Source organism: Streptomyces sp. NPDC007346 (genome assembly GCF_040703535.1).
In the GTDB taxonomy this organism is placed as follows: Bacteria; Actinomycetota; Actinomycetes; order Streptomycetales; family Streptomycetaceae; genus Streptomyces.
Map to the genome: position 1 here is coordinate 18,263 of NZ_JBEYKR010000070.1, position 18,097 is coordinate 36,359.

Consider the following 18,097-nt stretch of genomic DNA (forward strand, 5'->3'; position numbering starts at 1 on the left):
GCCAGAACGCCTCCTGGAGCCCTTGGCGCGCGCCGTGCGCCGGTGCCGCTCAGTGCATAGGCGTACACGCAGCGGGTATGGACTGCTGCATCGTCTCTCGCTCGCGAAGCCGTAGCCGTCGTCAGGAGTAGACCGTGCTGCAACCGCCGCATCAGCCTCCGCAGGTAGCCGCCGTCCCCGCCCAGCGGATCCCCGCCCGGGAGGACGAGGCGGGCCCCTGGCACTCGGAGGCAGTGTGCCGCCGGGACGAGGCCGGGCTGTTCTTCGCCCCGTCGAAGGAGCCGACCGCCGCCCGACTGGCCCGTGAGGAGGCCGCCAAGCGGGTCTGTGCCCGCTGCCCGGTGATGGTGGCGTGCCAGGAGCACGCGCTGATGCAGCCCGAGCCGTACGGGGTGTGGGGCGGCCTCACCGCCGCCGAACGCCGGGTCGCGCTGGCCCGCCGTCGCCGCCGCGACACCGAGCTGGCCGCCGCCGCGCCGGCCGAGCGCATAGCCGCGGCGGGCTGAGGACGCGAACGGAGGAGGGGGCGCGGGGACCGTGGCCCCCGCGCCCCCTCCTTCTGCGTACTCCGCTGGCTTCCGCTGCTTCCGGTGCTTCCTCGGCCTTTCCGCTTCTCGGCTCCCCGGTTTTCCTGTTTCCCGGCTCCCCGGCTTCTCCGCTACTTCGCGCGGTCGAAGTCGATGGCGCTGTAGGCGCGCAGCTTCGACAGCCGGTGGGTCGAGGAGATCGTCCGGATCGTGCCGGACTTGGAACGCATCACGATCGACTCGGTGCTCGCCGTCTCCGCGCGGTACCGCACACCGCGCATCAGCTCACCGTCGGTGATCCCCGTCGCCACGAAGAACACGTTGTCGCCGCTGACCAGGTCGTCGGTGGACAGCACCCGGTCCAGATCGTGGCCCGCGTCCAGCGCCTTCCGCCGCTCCGCCTCGTCCTTGGGCCAGAGCTTGCCCTGGATGACACCGCCGAGGCACTTTATGGCGCAGGCCGAGATGATGCCCTCGGGGGTGCCGCCGATGCCCATCAGCAGATCGACGCCGGTGCCCTCACGGGCGGCCATGATCGAGCCCGCCACGTCACCGTCGGAGATGAACTTGATCCGCGCGCCGGTCTCCCGGATCTCCTTGACGATGGATTCGTGGCGCGGGCGGTCCAGGATGACGACCGTGACGTCCTCGGGCGTGGAGTTCTTCGCCCGCGCGACGCGCCGGATGTTCACCGCCACGGGCGCGTTGATGTCGACGAAGTCCGCCGCCTCGGGCCCCGTGACCAGCTTGTCCATGTAGAAGACCGCGGACGGGTCGAACATCGCCCCGCGGTCGGCGGCCGCCAGCACGGCGATGGCGTTCGGCATGCCCTTGGCGTTGAGCGTGGTGCCGTCGATCGGGTCGACCGCGATGTCGACCTCGGCGCCGGTGCCGTCGCCGACCCGCTCGCCGTTGAACAGCATGGGGGCTTCGTCCTTCTCGCCCTCCCCGATGACGACGACGCCGTTCATCGAGACGGTCGAGACGAGGGTGCGCATGGCCTTCACGGCGGCGCCGTCGGCGCCGATCTTGTCGCCGCGGCCCACCCAGCGCCCGGCGGCCATCGCTGCGGCCTCGGTGACCCGGACCAGCTCCAGGGCCAGGTTGCGGTCGGGGGCCTCCGGGGAGACCTCCAATTGGGACGGAAGATGATGATGCTCGGACATCGGAGCGCACCTTTCTGTACGGCGACGACCGGATATGAGGGTGCTGTGACTCTATCGGTAGGTCGATAAAATGAGCAGTGCGGGTCACGCATGAGCGCCCCCGGTCCGTGTCCATGCCGCCACCCACCGTCAGCGGCCACCCTGCGGCCGGGTGCGCGGGGCCGCGTGCCACCATGGATGCCGTGGCAAGCAAGCGAGGCAAACAGACGGTCCGGAACATGTTCCTGTCGACCATGGTGACCGCGGCCTGTGCGGGCGTCATCTACATCTTCGTTCCGCACGACGAGAGCCTTGACCCGATCAAGGCGGTCGACTTCTCCGTGGAACTGGCGACGGTGCGCGCCACCGCCCCCTACCCGGTCGCCGCGCCGGAGGGGCTGCCGGAGGAGTGGAGGCCGACCTCCGTCTCGTACGACGGTGCCGCGGGCAGGGCCTGGCACCTCGGCTTCCTGGACCCGGACGGCAAGTACGTCGCGGTCGAGCAGTCCACCACCGCCCCGCGCACGTACGTCCCCCAGGTCAGCCAGAAGGCCCGGAACACCGGGACCACCGAGACGGTGGCGGGCCGCGCATGGCAGTTCTGGGAGGGCGAGAAGTACGACGCCCTCGTCCTGCTGGACAAGGGGCACACCACCGTGGTGACGGGCTCGGCGCCCAAGGAGCGGCTGGTGGAGATGGCCGAGGCGCTGAAGGTGGAGCCGGTCGGGGGGCCCGCACCCTCCGCCGCCGCGTCGGCCCCGGCCTCCTGACGGCGGCCCGCCGCTCTTCCGCGCGTATGTACGTGAAGGGGCCCCGGAACACCAGGTGTTCCGGGGCCCCTTCACGTACGCCGATCAGACGGTGGTGATGACCTCGTCGTAGGAGAGGCGGGGGGCGCGCGGGAACCAGGCGTCCTCGCCCGGCTTGCCGATGTTGACGACCATCAGCGGGGTGTGGTCCTGGTCCAGGAACTCCTTCTGGAGGCCGGCGGCGTCGTAGCCGGTCATCGGTCCGGCGGCCAGGCCGGCGGCGCGGATGCCGATGATGAAGTAGGCGGCCTGGAGTGCGGCGTTGAGGCCGGCGGCCGACTCGCGGACCAGGCGCTCCGAGAAGATGACGTCCTTGGCCTGCGGGAAGTGCGGCATCAGCGCCGGGAGCTCCTCGTGGAACTCGTTGTCGGCGGCCAGGATCGCGACCAGCGGGGCGGTGGCGGTCTTCGGACGGTTGCCCTCGGCCATGTGCCGCACCAGACGCTCGCGGCCCTCGGGGGAGCGGACCAGGACGACGCGCAGCGGGGACTGGTTGAAGGCGGTCGGGCCGAACTTGACCAGGTCGTATATCGCCTGGACCTGCTCGTCGGTCACCGGCTCGTCGGTGAAGGTGTTGGCGGTGCGGGCCTCGCGGAAGAGGAGGTCCTGGGCGGCGGGATCGAGAGCGAGGGACATCTGAGGGCAAGCCTTCCGGGCGGATGTGACGAATGACGTAGTGATCGTAACGGAGAGATAGGTTAACTTTCAACTAAATGGGGTTAGGGTGACCCACCCCACACACGCTGCGGACGGTCAGTCGTCGGCACCCTGGCCCCCGCCGGGTCCGTCCTGCGGACCGGCCAGCGCCGCGTCCAGGCGGGCCCGAGCACCCTCCAGCCAGTGGCGGCAGATCTTCGCCAGCTCCTCGCCCCGCTCCCACAGGGCCAGCGACTCCTCCAGCGTCGTGCCGCCCGCCTCCAGCCGGCGTACGACCTCGATGAGTTCGTCCCGCGCCTGCTCGTACCCGAGCGTGCTCGTCGCGGCAGCCGCCGCCGTACCGTCGTCCGTCATATGATCCACCCTAGGTCTGTCGCCCTCTGCCCCACTCGTCCGAGCGGGCTCCTGGTCGTCCCGGTCCCACTGGTCCGAGCGGGCCTTCGCCGTCCGGTCGCATCCGTCCGAACGGCTCCTCACCCTTCGGGTCCGGGCCTCACCCGGCCGAACGGCTCCTGGCCCTCGGGCCTCACCCGTCCACCCGCACCGTGAACTCGCCCTCGGACACCCGCGCCCGCAGCGGATCACCGGCCGCCCCGGCCTCCTCGGGGGAGCGCACCACATGGCCGTCCGGCCGCTGGAGCACCGCGTACCCCCGCTCCAGCGTGGCGGCGGGCGACAGCGAGACGACCCGGGCCCGGGTGTGCGCCAGCTCCGAATCGGCCCGGTCCAGCAGATGGCCCAGCACCCGGCGGCTGCGCCCGACGAGCGCGTCGACCTCCGCCGCCCGCTCGTCCACCAGCCGCTGCGGGCGCTCCATCGCGGGGCGGCCCAGCGCGTGCGCGAGCCCCCGCTCCTCGCGGTCCAGCATCCCCCGTACGGTCCGCAGGGCCCGGTCCCGGAGCTGCTGCACCTTCTCCAGCTCCTCGCCCACGTCCGGCACGACCTTCTTGGCCGCGTCCGTGGGCGTGGAGGCACGCAGGTCGGCCACCAGGTCCAGCAGCGGCGAGTCGGGCTCGTGGCCGATCGCGGAGACCACCGGCGTACGGCAGGCGGCCACAGCCCGGATCAGCTGCTCGTCGGAGAACGGCAGCAGGTCCTCCACGCTGCCGCCGCCCCGGGCCACCACGATCACGTCCACCTCGGCCAGCGCGTCCAGCTCCTCGACCGCCTGGACCACCTGGCTGACCGCGTTCACCCCCTGCACGGCGGTGTTACGGACCTCGAAGCGCACGGCGGGCCAGCGGCGGCGCGCGTTCTCCAGGACATCGCGCTCGGCGGCGGAGGCGCGCCCGCAGACCAGCCCGATGAGCTGCGGAAGGAAGGGGAGCGGCTTCTTCCGGTCCAGCGCGAAGAGCCCTTCGGCGGCCAGCGACTTCTTCAGCTGCTCCAGCCGCACCAGCAGCTCGCCGATCCCGACCGGCCGTATGTCCGTGGCCCGCAGCGACAGCTGCCCCCGGGGCGCGTACCACTCGGGCTTGGCGAGGACGACGACGCGCGCGCCCTCGCTCACCACGTCGGCGATCCGGTCGAAGACCTGCCGGAAACAGGTCACGCTCACCGAGATGTCGTGCGAGGGGTCGCGCAGGGTCAGGAAGACGACCCCGGCACCCGGGCGCCGCGACAACTGGGTGATCTGCCCCTCCACCCAGATGGCACCGAGGCGGTCGATCCATCCGCCGATGAGGCGCGACACCTCACCGACGGGCAGCGGTGCTTCGGCGGACGTGTTGAGAGCCATGCGCCCGAGCGTATCGGGACGCACCGACAGCGACGACGCCTCGCGAGGAGCGACCGCTCAGCATCAGCCATCCCCTTGAGCGCCGTTTCGCCCCCTCTGCACCGGCCCCCCCCGCCCCGCAACACGGCCTTACCCCTCTCCGGGCGCCGGCCTTACCCCTCCTCAGGCGCCGGCTTTCCCCCTCCCCAGGCACGGCCTCCCCCTCCCCAGGCACCGGCCATACCTCGCTTCCACACCGGCCTCACCCTCAGCGCGGGTCCGCCTCCCCGCGCCTGCCGGCCCCCTGCACCGCGAGGACCACGAGCCCCACCGCCAGCCAGCACAAGCCCACCACCTGGGCGCTCGTCGTCGCCTCCACGATGACGGCGATCAGCGCCCCCGCACCGATGGCCGGAAGCAGTACGTGCTTCCACCAGATGGGCGGCCCGCCCATGCGGCGTACGCCGAACCAGCCGACCACCGACGCGTGCAGCAGCACGAACGCGGTCAGCGCCCCGACGTCCACCACCGATACCAGGTGGTCGAGGCCGTCGTCGCGCCGGGCCGCCCACACCGCCGCCACGAGCGTCACGAGCGCCGCGCCCAGGAGCGCGAGCCGCGGTACGCCCGACTTCGGGTCGACCTTCGCGAGGAAGGGCGGCAGCCGCCGCTCGCGGGCCATCGCGAAGACCAGGCGCCCGGCGGCGGCCTGCCCCGCCAGCGCCGCGAACGCCGCCCCGATCGCCTTGCTGACCGCCACCAGGTCGTGCAGCCAGCTCCCGACGGAGGCGTCGACCGCGTCGTAGAACGCCGACCCCTGGGCCGCCGGATCCGCCGCCAGCTCCGCCGAGCTCATCGGCTCCAGCAGCGCCGCCAGATACGTCTGGACGATGAACAGCACCCCCGCGAGCACCAGGCAGAACAGGACCGCCCGCGCCACCTTCTGCGACCCGCCCGTCACCTCCTCGGCGAACGAGGCGATGGCGTCGAACCCCAGATACGACAGGACGGCCACCGACACCGCCCCCAGCACCGCCGCCATGGAGAACGCCGAGTCCCCGGTGAGCGGCGTCAGCCACCCGCGCTGGGCCCCGTCCTGCACGAGGACGACCACGGCCGACACCACGAAGACGAGCAGCACCACGATCTCCATGGCCAGCACGGCGAACCCGACCCGCGCGGCGGCCCGTACCCCCCACAGGTTCAGGAGCGTGGTCACGAGCACCGCGAGCGCGGTCCACACCCACCGCGACACCTCCGGGACCAGGGCGTTCATCGCGATCCCGGAGAAGAGATAGGCGACGGCGGGGATCAGCAGGTAGTCGAGCATCGCCATCCACCCCGCGATGAACCCGAATCCTTCCCCCAGCCCTTTGCGGGCATACGTGAAGACCGACCCGGCGAAGGGCGCGACCCGCACCATCTGGGCGTAACTGAACGCGGTGAACCCCATGACGACGGTCGCCACGATGTAGACGAGGGCGACCGAGCCGCCGGACTTGGCGTCCAGGGTGCCGAAGATGCCGACGGGGGCCATCGGGGCGATGAACAGCAGCCCGTAGACGACCAGGTCCCGGAAGCCGAGGGTCCGCCGCAGCTTGCCCTCCTCGACGCTGCTTCCGGACGCGGCGCCGCCTCCCGACCCCGTACCGCTCCCCGAGACCGACGTCATGGACCCTCCACAGTCATCGCCACAGCCACAGCCACAGTCACAGTCACAGTCATCGCCACCGCTGTCGGCATCGTCACCGTCGTCGTCACCGTCCGGACACCGGCGGTGCACGCGTCGCGACCAGTCTCCCGACCCGGACGTCACCCCGCCTGTTCGGTACGGCCTTACGATGGGACGCATGACTGCAACCCCTGCCCGCCGTGTCCTGCTCGCCGCACCCCGTGGCTACTGCGCGGGCGTGGACCGTGCCGTGATCGCCGTCGAGAAGGCCCTGGAGCAGTACGGGGCCCCGATCTACGTCCGCCACGAGATCGTGCACAACAAATACGTCGTGCAGACCCTGGAGAAGAAGGGCGCGATCTTCGTGGACGTCACCGCGGAGGTCCCCGAGGGCTCCATCGTGATGTTCTCCGCGCACGGAGTCGCGCCCACCGTCCACGCGGAGGCGGCCGAGCGCAAGCTCGCCACCATCGACGCGACCTGCCCGCTCGTCACCAAGGTCCACAAGGAAGCCGTCCGGTACGCCAAGGAGGACTACGACATCCTCCTGATCGGCCACGAGGGCCACGAAGAGGTCATCGGCACCTCCGGCGAGGCCCCCGACCACATCACGCTGGTCGACGGCCCCGAGGACGTGGCGAACGTCGAGGTCCGCGACGAGTCGAAGGTCGTCTGGCTCTCCCAGACCACCCTCTCCGTCGACGAGACGATGGAGACGGTGGGGGCGCTCAAGTCGAAGTTCCCCAACCTCCTCTCGCCGCCCAGCGACGACATCTGCTACGCCACGCAGAACCGCCAGGTCGCGGTGAAGAAGCTGGCCGAGGACGCCGAGCTGGTCATCGTGGTCGGCTCCAAGAACTCCTCGAACTCCATCCGCATGGTCGAGGTCGCCCTCGACGCGGGGGCCCCCGCCGCCCACCTGGTCGACTTCGCGAGCGAGATCGACGAGGCGTGGCTGGAGGGCGTGAACACGGTCGGCCTGACCTCCGGGGCCTCGGTCCCCGACGTCCTGGTCGACGGGGTCCTGGAGTGGCTCGCGGAGCGCGGTTACGCGGACGTGGAGACGGTCAAGACGGCCGACGAGTCGATCACCTTCTCCCTCCCCAAGGAGCTCCGCCGGGACCTGCGCGCCGAGGCCGCCGCCCTTTCCGCCGAGTAGCGGGGCACGGGGCCGGGCCTGCCCGTACGGTGTTTCCATGGAGATCTTTGGCGTGGACATCGGTGGTTCAGGGATCAAGGGCGCTCCCGTGGACCTGGACCGCGGAGACCTGGCGCGGGAGCGCCACAAAGTGCTGACACCGCAGCCGGCCACGCCCGACCGCGTGGCCGACTGCGTGGCCGAGGTCGTCGGCCACTTCGACTGGTCGGGCCCCATCGGGATCACGTACCCGGGTGTCGTCACGGACGGCACCACGCGTACGGCGGCCAATGTCGACAAGGGCTGGATCGGTACGGACGCCCGCGCCCTGCTGGGCGAGCGGGTCGGCCAGCCCGTGACGATCCTGAACGACGCGGACGCGGCCGGGGTCGCGGAGATGACGTTCGGTGCGGGCCGGGGCCGTAAGGGCACGGTCATCGTGCTGACCTTGGGCACGGGCATCGGCAGCGCGCTCTTCGTCGACGGCTGCCTCGTCCCCAACACCGAGCTGGGCCACCTGGAGCTGCACGGCCACGACGCGGAGAAGCGCGCCTCCACGAAGGCCAAGGAGGACGAGGACCTCAGCTGGCAGCACTGGGCGCACCGGGTCCAGAAGTATCTGCTGCACGTGGAGATGCTGTTCTCGCCCGAGCTGTTCATCATCGGCGGCGGGGTGAGCCGCAAGTCGGAGAAGTTCCTGCCGCTGATCGAGAAGGTCCAGGCGGAGATGGTCCCGGCGGAGCTCCAGAACAACGCGGGGATCGTGGGCGCGGCGATGGCGGCGGCGGGGAGGTAGGGGGCGCCCTCCCCGGCTCGGGTGCGGGAGCCACCTCCTCGGCTCGGGCGGGGCGGGTGCTTCCCCGGCTCGGGTGCGGTGGCTCCCCTCCCCGGCTCGGGCGCGGAGGGGAGGCGGGAGGCTACCTGCCGGATGCGGCGGGGGGCTACCCGCCGGCCCGGGGCCGCTCGGCCCGTCCGGCGGCGGCGCCCGCCCCGGCGACCTTCCTGGGCACCCGGGCCGGAGCCCGCCCCTTGGCCTGGGCCCCTCCCGTACGCCCCTGGGCCAGCAGGTGCCGCTGCCGGGCCCGCATGTGCGAAACCTTGCGTACGGAGGCGATGAGGCCGGCGACCAGCGTGCCCCCGTACAGCCAGCCGGCGTGCACGGCGAGCGCGGTGACCAGGGCCATGGTCTGCCCGCCGAAGCCGCCGGACCCGCCGGAGATCGGGAAGACCCCGACGGCGAACGCGATGGGCACGCTGATCGGCGCGGTGACCAGGTCGGCGGGCCGAACCCAGAGCGCGGTGAGCGCGCTGACCGGCAGGAACAGCAGCCCGTAGACGATCTCCGAGCTGTCGAACAGCAGCCGGTCCAGACAGGCGAGCACGAACATGGTCAGGGCGGCGAACAGCCCGGCCCCGATCCCGGTGAGCCGGGGGTTGGGGAATCTCCGCAGGGCGAGCAGCACGGGCGGTACGGTCCGCGCCCGTCCGCCGGCCGTCCCCACGGCCTGGTAGACGGTGGAACTCTCCCCGAAGGCGTCCTGCACGGGCGCGACGGGAGGGGCGGGCGCGGCCTGCGGGGCCGGCCTGCGCTGCGGGGGTCGTGTCCTGTGCTGCTCCACGGGGACAACGTAGGTCGCCGGGCGGGAGGAATCAGGCGTTGGACACGCGCTTTGGCCGACCTTGGCGTTGCGTTCGATGCCCAGGGGCCGAAACAGACCTGTCCGGCGGTGTACACGCGGTGCGCGTACCGCCTTCGGCGGACCCGTGCGGGGCCGCGCGCCCTCGCCCGTAAACTGGAGAATCGGTCCACTCCGGGACCCGGCCCGAACAGCCGAGCCGGCCCCGGACGCCCCTGACCCCCTCCTCACTCCAGGAAGTCGCCAAAGTGTCGCTCACGATCGGAATCGTCGGTCTGCCGAATGTCGGCAAGTCGACCCTGTTCAACGCCCTGACCAAGAACGACGTGCTGGCGGCCAACTACCCGTTCGCCACGATCGAGCCGAACGTCGGCGTGGTCGGCGTCCCGGACCCGCGGCTGAACAAGCTCGCGGAGATCTTCAACTCCCAGAAGCTCCTGCCGGCCACGGTGGACTTCGTCGACATCGCCGGAATCGTCCGGGGCGCCTCGGAGGGCGAGGGCCTGGGCAACAAGTTCCTCGCGAACATCCGCGAGTCCGACGCGATCTGCCAGGTCATCCGCGCCTTCAAGGACGAGAACGTCGTCCACGTCGACGGCAAGGTCTCGCCCAAGGACGACATCGAGACGATCAACACCGAGCTGATCCTCGCCGACCTCCAGTCCGTCGAGAAGGCCGTCCCGCGCCTGACGAAGGAGTCCCGCCTCCAGAAGGACAAGGTCGCGGTGCTCGCCGCGGTCGAGGACGCGCAGAAGATCCTGGAGACCGGCCAGACCCTCTTCTCGGCGGGCATCACGGCCGCGACCGAGAAGGGCAAGCTCCTCCACGAGCTGCACCTCCTCACCGTCAAGCCGTTCCTCTACGTCTTCAACGTCGACGAGGACGAGCTGGTCGACGAGGACTTCAAGAACGAACAGCGCGCCCTGGTCGCCCCCGCCGAGGCGATCTTCCTCAACGCCAAGATCGAGTCCGAGCTGATCGAGCTCGACGACGACGAGGCCCTGGAACTCCTCCAGTCCATGGGCCAGGAAGAGCCCGGCCTCGCCACCCTCGGCCGCGTCGGCTTCGACACCCTGGGCCTCCAGACCTACCTCACGGCAGGCCCGAAGGAAGCCCGCGCCTGGACCATCAAGAAGGGCGCCACGGCCCCGGAGGCGGCCGGTGTGATCCACACCGACTTCCAGAAGGGCTTCATCAAGGCGGAGATCATCTCCTTCGACGACCTGGTCGGAACGGGCTCGGTCGCCGAGGCCCGCGCCAAGGGCAAGGCGCGCATGGAGGGCAAGGACTACGTGATGCAGGACGGGGACGTGGTGGAGTTCAGGTTCAATGTGTAGCGGCTGACATACCACCACTTCGCTGATCTGGTAAACGCCCAGGCCAGAGAGGGCCCGACTCTTCTGAGTCGGGCCCTTGGTTTTTTTCCCGTGCTGGGATGGTGCTGAGATAGCTGACCCCTCGTCACCTGTCGTCATCCCTGGTCATTCGTACCGTGCTGGGTTTTGTGCTGGGACGCGGATGGGTCGCCGGTGCCAGGTTCCCCTCTGATGAGCCCTCCCGAGACCGCGAGCCGATCGTCGCGGGGGCGCAGTCTGCCGTGCCCGGGTTCGTGCTTGCCGGCCTCCAATGTCTTGCGGAGTGGCCGCTCCGACAACATGGCGTCGATTCGTTCGCCGAGTCCCAGATCAGGGAGTTCGTACAGGGTCTCGTCCAGAGTTGCTCGCCGATCGGAAAGCTGATCAACCAGTCCAGGTCGTGCTCCCGACTCTGATCGAGGCACCCGGGACGCACTCCAGCATTTTGATGCCATTTCTTAGGTCCAATTGATATCATTGTTGGAGCGTCGAGCTGTGGAGGGGACAACTGATGGCCAGGACTGTGATCGATCTGGACGAGGAGATCGTCGAGCAGGCGATGCGGGTGTACGGGTCGAGGACGAAGGCTGCCGCAGTGCGGGCGGCCATGGAGGAGGGGGTGAGGCTGCGGCTGCGCCGGGAGCTGTTCGATGCCATTGACGATGGTGAGTTTGATGACGTGTTCGCGGAGATCCGGTCGCAGACGGGGCCGCGGAATCCGGACGGCTCGCTAAAGCGCGGAGACGGGGCTTCGGCAGCGTGAAAGGGCGCTACCTCATCGACAAGTCCGCGCTGGCCCGCCGCGGCAAACCGGCAGTGCGGGCGCGGCTGGATGCACTGGACCGGGATGGACTCCTGGCAGTGTGCGCCCCGACCGAGTATGAGGTTCTGTACTCGGCGCACGGAAAGCCCGAGGCGCTGCGCCTGCGTACCCTGCTCCGTGGTTTCGACTACTTGCCTTGCAACGACGAGGAGTTCGAGCAGGCGCTCGCGATCCAGGCGCTGGCGCTGAACGCTGGCTTTCACCGGGCGCTGTCGCTGGCCGACGTCCTCATCGCGGCAACCGCAGAACGACACGGGGCCACGGTCCTGCACTACGACGGCGACTTCGACATGATCGCCTCGGTGAGCGGGGTGCAAGCCGAGTGGGTCGTGGAGCCCGGCACCGCCGACTGACCGGGAACGCTGCATGCCGTGCCAGCGGGTGCCTCGATGGTCTGCATTTCCGCAGATCAGAATTTCCACTTCGATGTGTAGTCGATTTCCAGTCTAACCTCTGGTGCGAAGAAATAGGGAGATACCGAGTGGCTGATGTCACCTTTCTGAGTCAGACTGAACCAGTCGATGAGTACGGTCGCGCTCTTTAAGCGGTGTCGCGATCGATCCTGAGGGCCCACTTCGATGAGTTGTCGCAAGCGGATCTCGAAGATCTCAATTGCGATCGGGTGGACGTCACGTTTCGGCAGCTCGCTAAGCTCGCTCGCCTGCACCGCGACAAGGGATCGCGAGGAGACGGGTTTGAGTGGGCCGTTCATGAGGCGATTGTCGGCGGTGAGCCACGCGTTGTCGATCTGGTCAGCGAAGCTCTCAGGAGGGTGAGTCCTAGGTCATTCGCCGACTTGGTCAGGCCAACTTCCCTGATGTTCGGGCACGAGCGTGCGCGCCACCTCGGGTTCACTGATGCTGTTGTCAACAATGCGAGTGGTGACGCGGTGTTGCTGCCTGACGGCTCAGGTCGCCCATTCGCATCTGGATCCTGGGTGCCGATCGCTGCTCGTGGCGTCGCCGCCGAGGCTCAGCTTCGCGAACGGATCAAGAAGGTGTGGAAGACTGATCTGTTCTTGAGTAGTGTTGAGAAGGCGCGGTTTGCCGCCGCCACCATCAAAAGTAATTGGCATCAACTCGAAGACGGTAACGGGCTTCGAGTGGCGATTGTCCCCCAGGCGATAGACCTTCCGGCGGGTTATCAGAGGTGGCAGAGCCTACACCTGGTCGCGCTACCAGACCCGGATGGCTTTATGGGCTTGTTTAACGATGCATACGAGGCGGTTGCCGAAGCGGTTCTGACGGTCGGTAGGCATGATCGTGCACCCTATTACTACAAGCCGAGTGCCAAGGCGCAGAGGATTCAAGCGCAACTTGAGAAGTATGGGAAGGTGAAGGTGGTCGACATTCTTGACTCCCTGAACGAAGCGGCGCAACAGAACCTAATTACCATCGATCGAAAGCTCATGTCGGTGGAAGCGCCTACCTGGCTGAATATCAACGAACAGCGCACGCCCATCATTGCGCCGAGACCGTCGTTCGAGAAGCTCGATTGATCTCGCAATGACACGCCATCGTCCTGTCTGCGGGAAGCTGAACCTCTCGTGGCGTGCTTGGCCACCGGCACATTCGTGATCGGTGGATCCTGAGCGTCAAGGGCCAGGCGGACTCCTTCTTGCGGGTCCGTCGAGGCACCTGCTGCCCAGCGCGTGGTGCCGTTGCAGGCAAGTGCGTCACGCGATGCGGTCACCCCCTCGACGAAGCGTCCCACCCCTCAAAGGGGGCGAGCCGGAGCGGTGGCACGCAAGCTGCGTGGGAGTGCATGAGGGACGCCCGGCCTGCATGGTGCTGGGATGGAACGCCCGTGCTGGGATGGTGCTGGGATGCCCAGCGTAGAACGCGCGTTTCCGCAGGTGGGAGCTCTGCGCTTCAGTTTCCGCTTCAGTCTATGAATTCCCCCACCTCGGTGAACTGGGCTGTGCAGAGCCTCTGTCGGCCAAGCCGGGTCGCTCGGTGCTCCGTGAGTGAGTGCCTCTCACCGAAGGACGCGGTGCGGCTGAACGGCCCCCGGGCAGCGCTGTCGCGTCGCCTGGGGGAGCGCGGCCGGCCCGTGTCCAGGTGCACATCCTGGTATGTGACCGTGATGCGCGAGCGGAACTGACCGCAGGTCGGCACCGGCCTGCGGTCAGTTCGGTTCGAGCAGGACTCCTTCGTAGGCGAGCCACTGGGCAAAGGTGTGCAGCCCCCGGGGCAGAGCGGTGGAGGGTGCCCAGCCGGGGGGCCGTTCGGCGCCGCCGTCCGGGGTGTGCCAGCCGGGCTCTTCGTCCGGCACCACCCGCACAGGTACGGGCCGTACGGTGCCGTGGACGGCCTCGGCCAGTTGGGCCGCTGTGTACGGCTTCTCGGGTACGGCCGCGAGGCCGTGGTTCGCCGGTCTGGTACGCAGAACCGCCGCGATGGCGTCGGCGAGGTCGTTGACGTGGAGGGGATGGACCTCGGCGTCCGGGGAGCCGGCAACGGTGACGGGGTGGCTGTGCAGCGCGTCCCACACCATGCGACCGATCGGCGTGTGCCGGGAGCAGCCTGGTCCGTACACCTCGCCCACGGCCAGCGTGTAGGGGGTGGGGTCGTCGTGCGGGCTGATGGTGACCGTGGGGTCGGCGTCCTGGAGGCGCGTCAGGTCGATGACAGCGTCGGAGCACTCCCGCAGGTCGGCCAGTCTGCGGGCGAGGTGCTCGCCGAGGGGATTTCCCGCCGCTCGCCAGGCGAGGCTGCCTTGTCGTTGCGGGCGTGGACCCGCGCGGTGTGCGGCGGCGGCTTCACGTCCGGCGGCGAGTGCGAGGCGGGCCGTCTCGGCCAGAGGTTCGCGGCGTTGAGCGAGGTGTTCCTCCGTGCTGGTGTTGCTGATGCCGCCGGTGCCGATCGTGGCCACCGACTCGGCGTAGGCCTCCGACTCCGAGGACGGTGCGGGGAGCCCGGCGCGGGCCGCTTCGAAGCCCATGGCCAGGGCGGTCAGCCAGGTACCCCGTACATCGGCCTCGGCCGGTCCGGCGCCGGGTGGACGGAGGAGAGACGCGGGCAGTCCGGCGCCGCGGAGGTACTGCTCGGTATCCAGGTGCAGCCGGCGTTCCGGTCCGGGGCCTGGGACGCGGACCGCGCACTGCGCGACGCCGTACTTGAAGAACGGCAGCACGGAGGGAGGCGAGACGGTCCGGCCCTCGGAGCCGGGTCGGTCCTCCGGCAGGAAGCAGACCGAACGGCGTGGGCCGCGGAAGGCGTTTCCGGAGATGGAGCCCTGGTCCTGATGTTCGGCGAGGTTGGGGACGGCGACGTAGCGGGGGATGCCGGCAGCGTGCAGGTAGCGGTGCATCAGGATGTCGTCGGGCCAGCCGCCGAGCCGGGGGCGGCCGTATGCGACGAATCCCTCCGCGACCGCGCGCGGTAGCACGATGGCGACGCACGGGAAGTACTCGTTGACGGCGCCGACCCAGCGGGAGCCCGCCATCGCTCCCCAGCGCACGGCCGCCCCGTTGCGGGAGTCCCACAGGGAGAACAGCGCCAGAGCCGCGTCGGGCAGTTCCTCGATCGCGGACCGGACCCGGTCGAAGAAGAATTCGGACAACGTCATATCGTCCTGAACCACCAGTTGATGTGTGGCTCCGTTCTCGATCGCCGACCACGCGGCGAGCGCGGTGCGCAGTACCGAGGGTGTGCCGGTGGGGTCGGGGTCCATGACGACCCGCAACTGACCGGGCGGCGCGTTGAGCACCAGCTTCTCGGCCGCCGCTCGGCGTCTGGGGTGGGTCATGACCACTGCGCTGAGTCGTTGTCGTGCCATGTGTCCTCCGTCTTCCGGATCAGGTCCAGGCGATGCCGGGCACGGGTTCGAAGCCCGTGTCCCTCAGCCAGTCCCAGACAGTACGGAGGGTGCGGGCATGCTGCCAGAGTGCCGAAATGGCCCTCTGGCAGGTGGGCGATGGGCGCTGAATGCTGAGGCCCGGCACGCCGGGGCCCGTGGACCGCGTGTCTTCCTTCCTGACACCGGAATGAGGCTCAGATGCCCGTGTTACCCAGCATGTCCGCTGCGACCGCCGCCGTCGACGCTGCCGAGGAGTCCGTCCGTTCCCGGCTCGACAAGCTCCGCGACGCCCGCGTCGTCGTGACCGGTGGTGGCGGACTGGTCGGCAGCAGGCTGGTCGCCGTGTTGCAGAGAGCCGGGGCCACCGTCACCGTTCTCGACCGCATGGACGCCTACCCCGAGCCCGGCCACGAGATCTTCGGCGTGGCAGGCGGCGACGCACGCCTGGTCGTCGGCGACGTCCGGGACGCCGACACTGTCGGAGCTCTGCTTCGGGAGGCCGACTTCGTGGTCCACGCCGCCGCGTACGCGGATGTCGCCGCCTGCACCCGGCGGCCCGACATCGCCTTCCGCGCCAACGTCGAGGGCACCCAGGTCGTCCTGGAGCAGGCCGCCCGGTACCCCGTCCGTCGGCTCGTCCTGGTCTCTTCCGCCTCTGTGTACGGCGACGGAACACCGGTCGACGACGCGCCGCAGGTCTTCCACGAGGACCAGCCGCTCTTCCCGGTGTCCGTGTATGCCAACTCCAAGCTCTGGGCGGAGCACCAGACCCGGCTGATGCTGAACGCCTCCAGCGGCACCGAGTATGCGGTGGTGCGCTATTTCTCCGTGTACGGCGAGCCCCAGATCCCCAAGCAGGGCAGCCACTCCTGGATGGTGCCCTGGCTCTCCCTCCAGGCACGTCTGGGTCGGCCTATGAGGCTCAACGGCGGTGGCGTCCAGGTCCGTGACCTCGTCCATGTCGACGACGTCGCCGAGGCCACCGCGCTCGCCCTGACCGAGGAACAGATGGCCGCACAGACCGTCAACATCGGTACGGGTACACCCACATCGGTCCGTGAGGTCGCCGACCTGATCGCTCCGTACTTCCCCGGTGCACGGCGGATCGTCACCCCGCGCCCGGAGGGGGACCCGCTGGGCGGCTACGCCTCGACCGAACGCGCCCGGGAACTGCTGCGCTGGCAGTCGGGTATCAGTGTCCGAGAGGGTGTGGACCGCTACGTGCGATGGCTGCTCGCCACACCTGACGCCACTCCGCGCTGGCTGGTCGGAGCGGCGGGCGAGGAGTGAGGGGCCACGCACCCGACAGGCCCGCGGCACTCGGGTACGGCGACGGAGGAGACGCGCACGACATGAGTTACACCGGTTCATACATCTGGTCGCTGCGCCAGAAGGTCGGCTCCAGGACGCTTCTGGTGCCCGGCGCGCAGGTGCTGCTGATCGACGCCGAGGGGCGCGGGCTGTTCCAGCAGCGCGTGGACACCGGGGTATGGGAGCTGCCGGCCGGCGCCTGCGAGGAGGGTGGTGACTTCGCGGACGCCGCTGTGCGGGAGGTTGGCGAGGAGACCGGTCTGCGGGTGGAGCGGGAGGACCTGGTGCCGTTCGGATCACTCTCCGACCCGCAGGTGCACACCCTGACCTATCCCAATGGGGACGTCACGCACTGTTTCGCACTCTGCTTCGTCGCCCACCGCTGGTCGGGAGAGTTGTCTCCCGGCGCCGACGAGGTGCGCCAGGCCGTGTTCAGGCCGCTCGATGCGCCGCTCCGGCCGCTGCACCCGCCGACGGCAGTGGTGCTGTCCATGTACGAGAGGTTCCGCACGGAGGGAAGGTTCCAGGCCCGGTGATCCCCACACATCCGATACGCGCGGTGGTGCCCTGCCGGGCCTGCCTGTCGGGCGAGGACCTGGACTGGCTGGGCGGTGGACGCTCGGTCAGCGTCGCGCTCTCCCTGACGACGACTGCGGAGGCCGTGCCCGGCCCCGATCCGGACACGCCTGCGGCGGACGACTGGTCACGGGAGGTGTGGGCGTTCCTGCGCGAGAGGCTGCCCGGCCTCGGCCCGCGTCCGCCCGCCGTCACCGTGCACAGCGAGGCTCCCGCGGCGAGCGGCCTGTCGTCGTCCACGGCACGGATCGTGGCGCTCTTCCGGGTGTTCACGGACCCGTCGTTCACGGGCCGGCGCGTTGGCGACGACACGATCGCCCAGTGGGCGTACGAGTTCGAGTTCGCCGTCTTCCACGGTGGCGGCATGGACCACCTCGCGGTCATCGAGGGCGGTGCGCTGCTTCTCGAAGGCCGCGAGCGGGGGCTTCCTGTCGTGCGCGAGTCGCTGGAGTTCCCGGATGAGTGGCGCGTCGTCGTCGTGGACTCCGGCACCCGCAAGGACACCAGGAACCACATCCGCGACGTGCGGGCGCAGCTCGCGGTCGGTGACCCTGAACTCGCCGCCTACCGGGCGGTGGCCGACGAGGCGTCGGAGCAGGTCTGGGAGTCGCTGCGCGGACGGGATCTGCCGGGGCTCGGGGCCGGGATGGTCCGGGCCCACCAGGCCATGCGGGACCGACAGCGGATGTCGACGCCGTTCCTGGAGGAATTGCGGGCTCTCGCGCTGCGCACCACAGGGCTGCCGCTGAAGCTCAGCGGAGCCGGCGGCGGCGGTGCGCTCGTGGGTGTCTGCCCGGCCGACACGGTGGAGGAGACGGTGGCGCGTCTGAGACGGGCGCTGGGTGCCTCCCATCCGCGGGCCAGGGTCATACCTGCTGGGGCGGCCCCGTCCGTTCGCCGGATGCCGGCGCCGGCATCCGGCCGCCGGG

The 18,097-nt window shown here is 69.7% G+C and carries 19 protein-coding genes; 11 read left to right on the top strand and 8 right to left on the bottom strand.

Going from position 1 to position 18,097, the window contains the following annotated elements; all coding sequences use genetic code 11:
• Window positions 1–134: 134 nt before the first annotated feature.
• Complete coding sequence (locus tag AB0917_RS19375; RefSeq protein WP_366820816.1) at window positions 135–506, top strand: WhiB family transcriptional regulator; 372 nt, start codon at window positions 135–137, stop codon at window positions 504–506.
• 152 nt (window positions 507–658) lie between these two features.
• Here the strand turns inward: AB0917_RS19375 and glpX are convergent, their stop codons facing one another.
• Complete coding sequence (glpX, locus tag AB0917_RS19380) at window positions 659–1,693, bottom strand: class II fructose-bisphosphatase (RefSeq protein WP_366820817.1); 1,035 nt, start codon at window positions 1,691–1,693, stop codon at window positions 659–661.
• A gap of 173 nt (window positions 1,694–1,866) precedes the next feature.
• Here glpX and AB0917_RS19385 point away from each other — a divergent pair, with 173 nt between their 5' ends.
• On the top strand, window positions 1,867–2,442 hold the full coding sequence (locus tag AB0917_RS19385) for a DUF4245 domain-containing protein (RefSeq protein WP_366820818.1): 576 nt from the start codon (window positions 1,867–1,869) through the stop codon (window positions 2,440–2,442).
• 84 nt (window positions 2,443–2,526) lie between these two features.
• Here AB0917_RS19385 and AB0917_RS19390 read toward each other — a convergent pair whose 3' ends face one another.
• From AB0917_RS19390 to AB0917_RS19405, 4 genes are all read right to left on the bottom strand, one after another.
• Window positions 2,527–3,117 (bottom strand): malonic semialdehyde reductase, encoded by a 591-nt coding sequence (locus AB0917_RS19390; protein ID WP_366820819.1) that lies wholly within the window; start codon window positions 3,115–3,117, stop codon window positions 2,527–2,529.
• A gap of 117 nt (window positions 3,118–3,234) precedes the next feature.
• A complete protein-coding gene (locus tag AB0917_RS19395) occupies window positions 3,235–3,492 on the bottom strand; it encodes an exodeoxyribonuclease VII small subunit (protein WP_366820820.1) in 258 nt (85 codons plus the stop codon).
• 172 nt (window positions 3,493–3,664) lie between these two features.
• On the bottom strand, window positions 3,665–4,876 hold the full coding sequence (gene xseA, locus AB0917_RS19400; RefSeq protein WP_366820821.1) for an exodeoxyribonuclease VII large subunit: 1,212 nt from the start codon (window positions 4,874–4,876) through the stop codon (window positions 3,665–3,667).
• A 247-nt stretch (window positions 4,877–5,123) separates the two neighbouring features.
• A complete protein-coding gene (locus tag AB0917_RS19405) occupies window positions 5,124–6,527 on the bottom strand; it encodes an APC family permease (protein WP_366820822.1) in 1,404 nt (467 codons plus the stop codon).
• A 169-nt stretch (window positions 6,528–6,696) separates the two neighbouring features.
• Here AB0917_RS19405 and AB0917_RS19410 point away from each other — a divergent pair, with 169 nt between their 5' ends.
• Window positions 6,697–7,686, top strand: coding sequence for a 4-hydroxy-3-methylbut-2-enyl diphosphate reductase (locus AB0917_RS19410; protein WP_366820823.1), 990 nt, complete (start codon window positions 6,697–6,699; stop codon window positions 7,684–7,686).
• A gap of 37 nt (window positions 7,687–7,723) precedes the next feature.
• Window positions 7,724–8,461: a polyphosphate--glucose phosphotransferase gene (ppgK, locus tag AB0917_RS19415; RefSeq protein ID WP_366820824.1), complete on the top strand. Its 738-nt coding sequence runs from the start codon at window positions 7,724–7,726 to the stop codon at window positions 8,459–8,461.
• Between the two features lie 145 nt (window positions 8,462–8,606).
• On the opposite strand, the gene AB0917_RS19420 is transcribed toward ppgK, so the two are convergent.
• Window positions 8,607–9,167: a DUF6542 domain-containing protein gene (locus tag AB0917_RS19420; RefSeq protein WP_366820833.1), complete on the bottom strand. Its 561-nt coding sequence runs from the start codon at window positions 9,165–9,167 to the stop codon at window positions 8,607–8,609.
• A 383-nt stretch (window positions 9,168–9,550) separates the two neighbouring features.
• Here AB0917_RS19420 and ychF point away from each other — a divergent pair, with 383 nt between their 5' ends.
• The 3 genes from ychF to AB0917_RS19435 all read left to right on the top strand — a co-directional run bounded on the left by ychF (window position 9,551) and on the right by AB0917_RS19435 (window position 11,833).
• A complete protein-coding gene (gene ychF / locus AB0917_RS19425; RefSeq protein ID WP_366820825.1) occupies window positions 9,551–10,639 on the top strand; it encodes a redox-regulated ATPase YchF in 1,089 nt (362 codons plus the stop codon).
• Window positions 10,640–11,168: 529 nt separating this feature from the next.
• Window positions 11,169–11,420 (top strand): type II toxin-antitoxin system VapB family antitoxin, encoded by a 252-nt coding sequence (locus tag AB0917_RS19430; RefSeq protein WP_218524903.1) that lies wholly within the window; start codon window positions 11,169–11,171, stop codon window positions 11,418–11,420.
• On the top strand, window positions 11,417–11,833 hold the full coding sequence (locus AB0917_RS19435; RefSeq protein ID WP_366820826.1) for a PIN domain nuclease: 417 nt from the start codon (window positions 11,417–11,419) through the stop codon (window positions 11,831–11,833). The genes AB0917_RS19430 and AB0917_RS19435 overlap by 4 nt, the downstream gene beginning before the upstream one ends.
• Before the next feature lie 56 nt (window positions 11,834–11,889).
• On the opposite strand, the gene AB0917_RS19440 is transcribed toward AB0917_RS19435, so the two are convergent.
• A complete protein-coding gene (locus AB0917_RS19440; RefSeq protein WP_366820827.1) occupies window positions 11,890–12,192 on the bottom strand; it encodes a hypothetical protein in 303 nt (100 codons plus the stop codon).
• Window positions 12,193–12,297: 105 nt separating this feature from the next.
• Between AB0917_RS19440 and AB0917_RS19445 the strand changes: the two genes are divergently transcribed.
• Window positions 12,298–12,978 (top strand): hypothetical protein, encoded by a 681-nt coding sequence (locus AB0917_RS19445; RefSeq protein WP_366820828.1) that lies wholly within the window; start codon window positions 12,298–12,300, stop codon window positions 12,976–12,978.
• A 629-nt stretch (window positions 12,979–13,607) separates the two neighbouring features.
• On the opposite strand, the gene AB0917_RS19450 is transcribed toward AB0917_RS19445, so the two are convergent.
• Entirely contained in the window at window positions 13,608–15,260 is a 1,653-nt protein-coding gene (locus AB0917_RS19450; RefSeq protein WP_366820829.1) for a hypothetical protein, read from the bottom strand.
• A gap of 237 nt (window positions 15,261–15,497) precedes the next feature.
• Between AB0917_RS19450 and AB0917_RS19455 the strand changes: the two genes are divergently transcribed.
• The 3 genes from AB0917_RS19455 to AB0917_RS19465 all read left to right on the top strand — a co-directional run.
• Window positions 15,498–16,571, top strand: a complete 1,074-nt coding sequence (locus tag AB0917_RS19455) for an NAD-dependent epimerase/dehydratase family protein (RefSeq protein ID WP_366820830.1) — start codon at window positions 15,498–15,500, stop codon at window positions 16,569–16,571.
• Between the two features lie 62 nt (window positions 16,572–16,633).
• Window positions 16,634–17,128 carry an NUDIX domain-containing protein gene (locus AB0917_RS19460; RefSeq protein ID WP_366820831.1) on the top strand — a complete coding sequence of 165 codons (495 nt, stop codon included), beginning with the start codon at window positions 16,634–16,636 and terminating at the stop codon, window positions 17,126–17,128.
• Window positions 17,125–18,097: galactokinase (locus AB0917_RS19465; protein WP_366820832.1), on the top strand; the 973-nt coding region annotated here is incomplete at its 3' end. The genes AB0917_RS19460 and AB0917_RS19465, both read left to right, overlap by 4 nt.

What these genes read in the sequence shown, in the direction of transcription:
- AB0917_RS19410 (WP_366820823.1), top strand. Translation starts at nt 6,697, where the DNA reads ATGGGACGCATGACTGCAACCCCTGCCCGCCGTGTCCTGCTCGCCGCA.
- AB0917_RS19385 (WP_366820818.1), top strand. Translation starts at nt 1,867, where the DNA reads ATGGATGCCGTGGCAAGCAAGCGAGGCAAACAGACGGTCCGGAACATG.
- AB0917_RS19450 (WP_366820829.1), bottom strand. Translation starts at nt 15,260, where the DNA reads ATGGCACGACAACGACTCAGCGCAGTGGTCATGACCCACCCCAGACGC.
- AB0917_RS19430 (WP_218524903.1), top strand. Translation starts at nt 11,169, where the DNA reads ATGGCCAGGACTGTGATCGATCTGGACGAGGAGATCGTCGAGCAGGCG.
- AB0917_RS19395 (WP_366820820.1), bottom strand. Translation starts at nt 3,492, where the DNA reads ATGACGGACGACGGTACGGCGGCGGCTGCCGCGACGAGCACGCTCGGG.
- AB0917_RS19460 (WP_366820831.1), top strand. Translation starts at nt 16,634, where the DNA reads ATGAGTTACACCGGTTCATACATCTGGTCGCTGCGCCAGAAGGTCGGC.
- AB0917_RS19405 (WP_366820822.1), bottom strand. Translation starts at nt 6,527, where the DNA reads ATGACGTCGGTCTCGGGGAGCGGTACGGGGTCGGGAGGCGGCGCCGCG.
- AB0917_RS19455 (WP_366820830.1), top strand. Translation starts at nt 15,498, where the DNA reads ATGTCCGCTGCGACCGCCGCCGTCGACGCTGCCGAGGAGTCCGTCCGT.
- glpX (WP_366820817.1), bottom strand. Translation starts at nt 1,693, where the DNA reads ATGTCCGAGCATCATCATCTTCCGTCCCAATTGGAGGTCTCCCCGGAG.
- AB0917_RS19445 (WP_366820828.1), top strand. Translation starts at nt 12,298, where the DNA reads ATGTTCGGGCACGAGCGTGCGCGCCACCTCGGGTTCACTGATGCTGTT.
- AB0917_RS19390 (WP_366820819.1), bottom strand. Translation starts at nt 3,117, where the DNA reads ATGTCCCTCGCTCTCGATCCCGCCGCCCAGGACCTCCTCTTCCGCGAG.
- AB0917_RS19440 (WP_366820827.1), bottom strand. Translation starts at nt 12,192, where the DNA reads ATGAACGGCCCACTCAAACCCGTCTCCTCGCGATCCCTTGTCGCGGTG.
- xseA (WP_366820821.1), bottom strand. Translation starts at nt 4,876, where the DNA reads ATGGCTCTCAACACGTCCGCCGAAGCACCGCTGCCCGTCGGTGAGGTG.
- ppgK (WP_366820824.1), top strand. Translation starts at nt 7,724, where the DNA reads ATGGAGATCTTTGGCGTGGACATCGGTGGTTCAGGGATCAAGGGCGCT.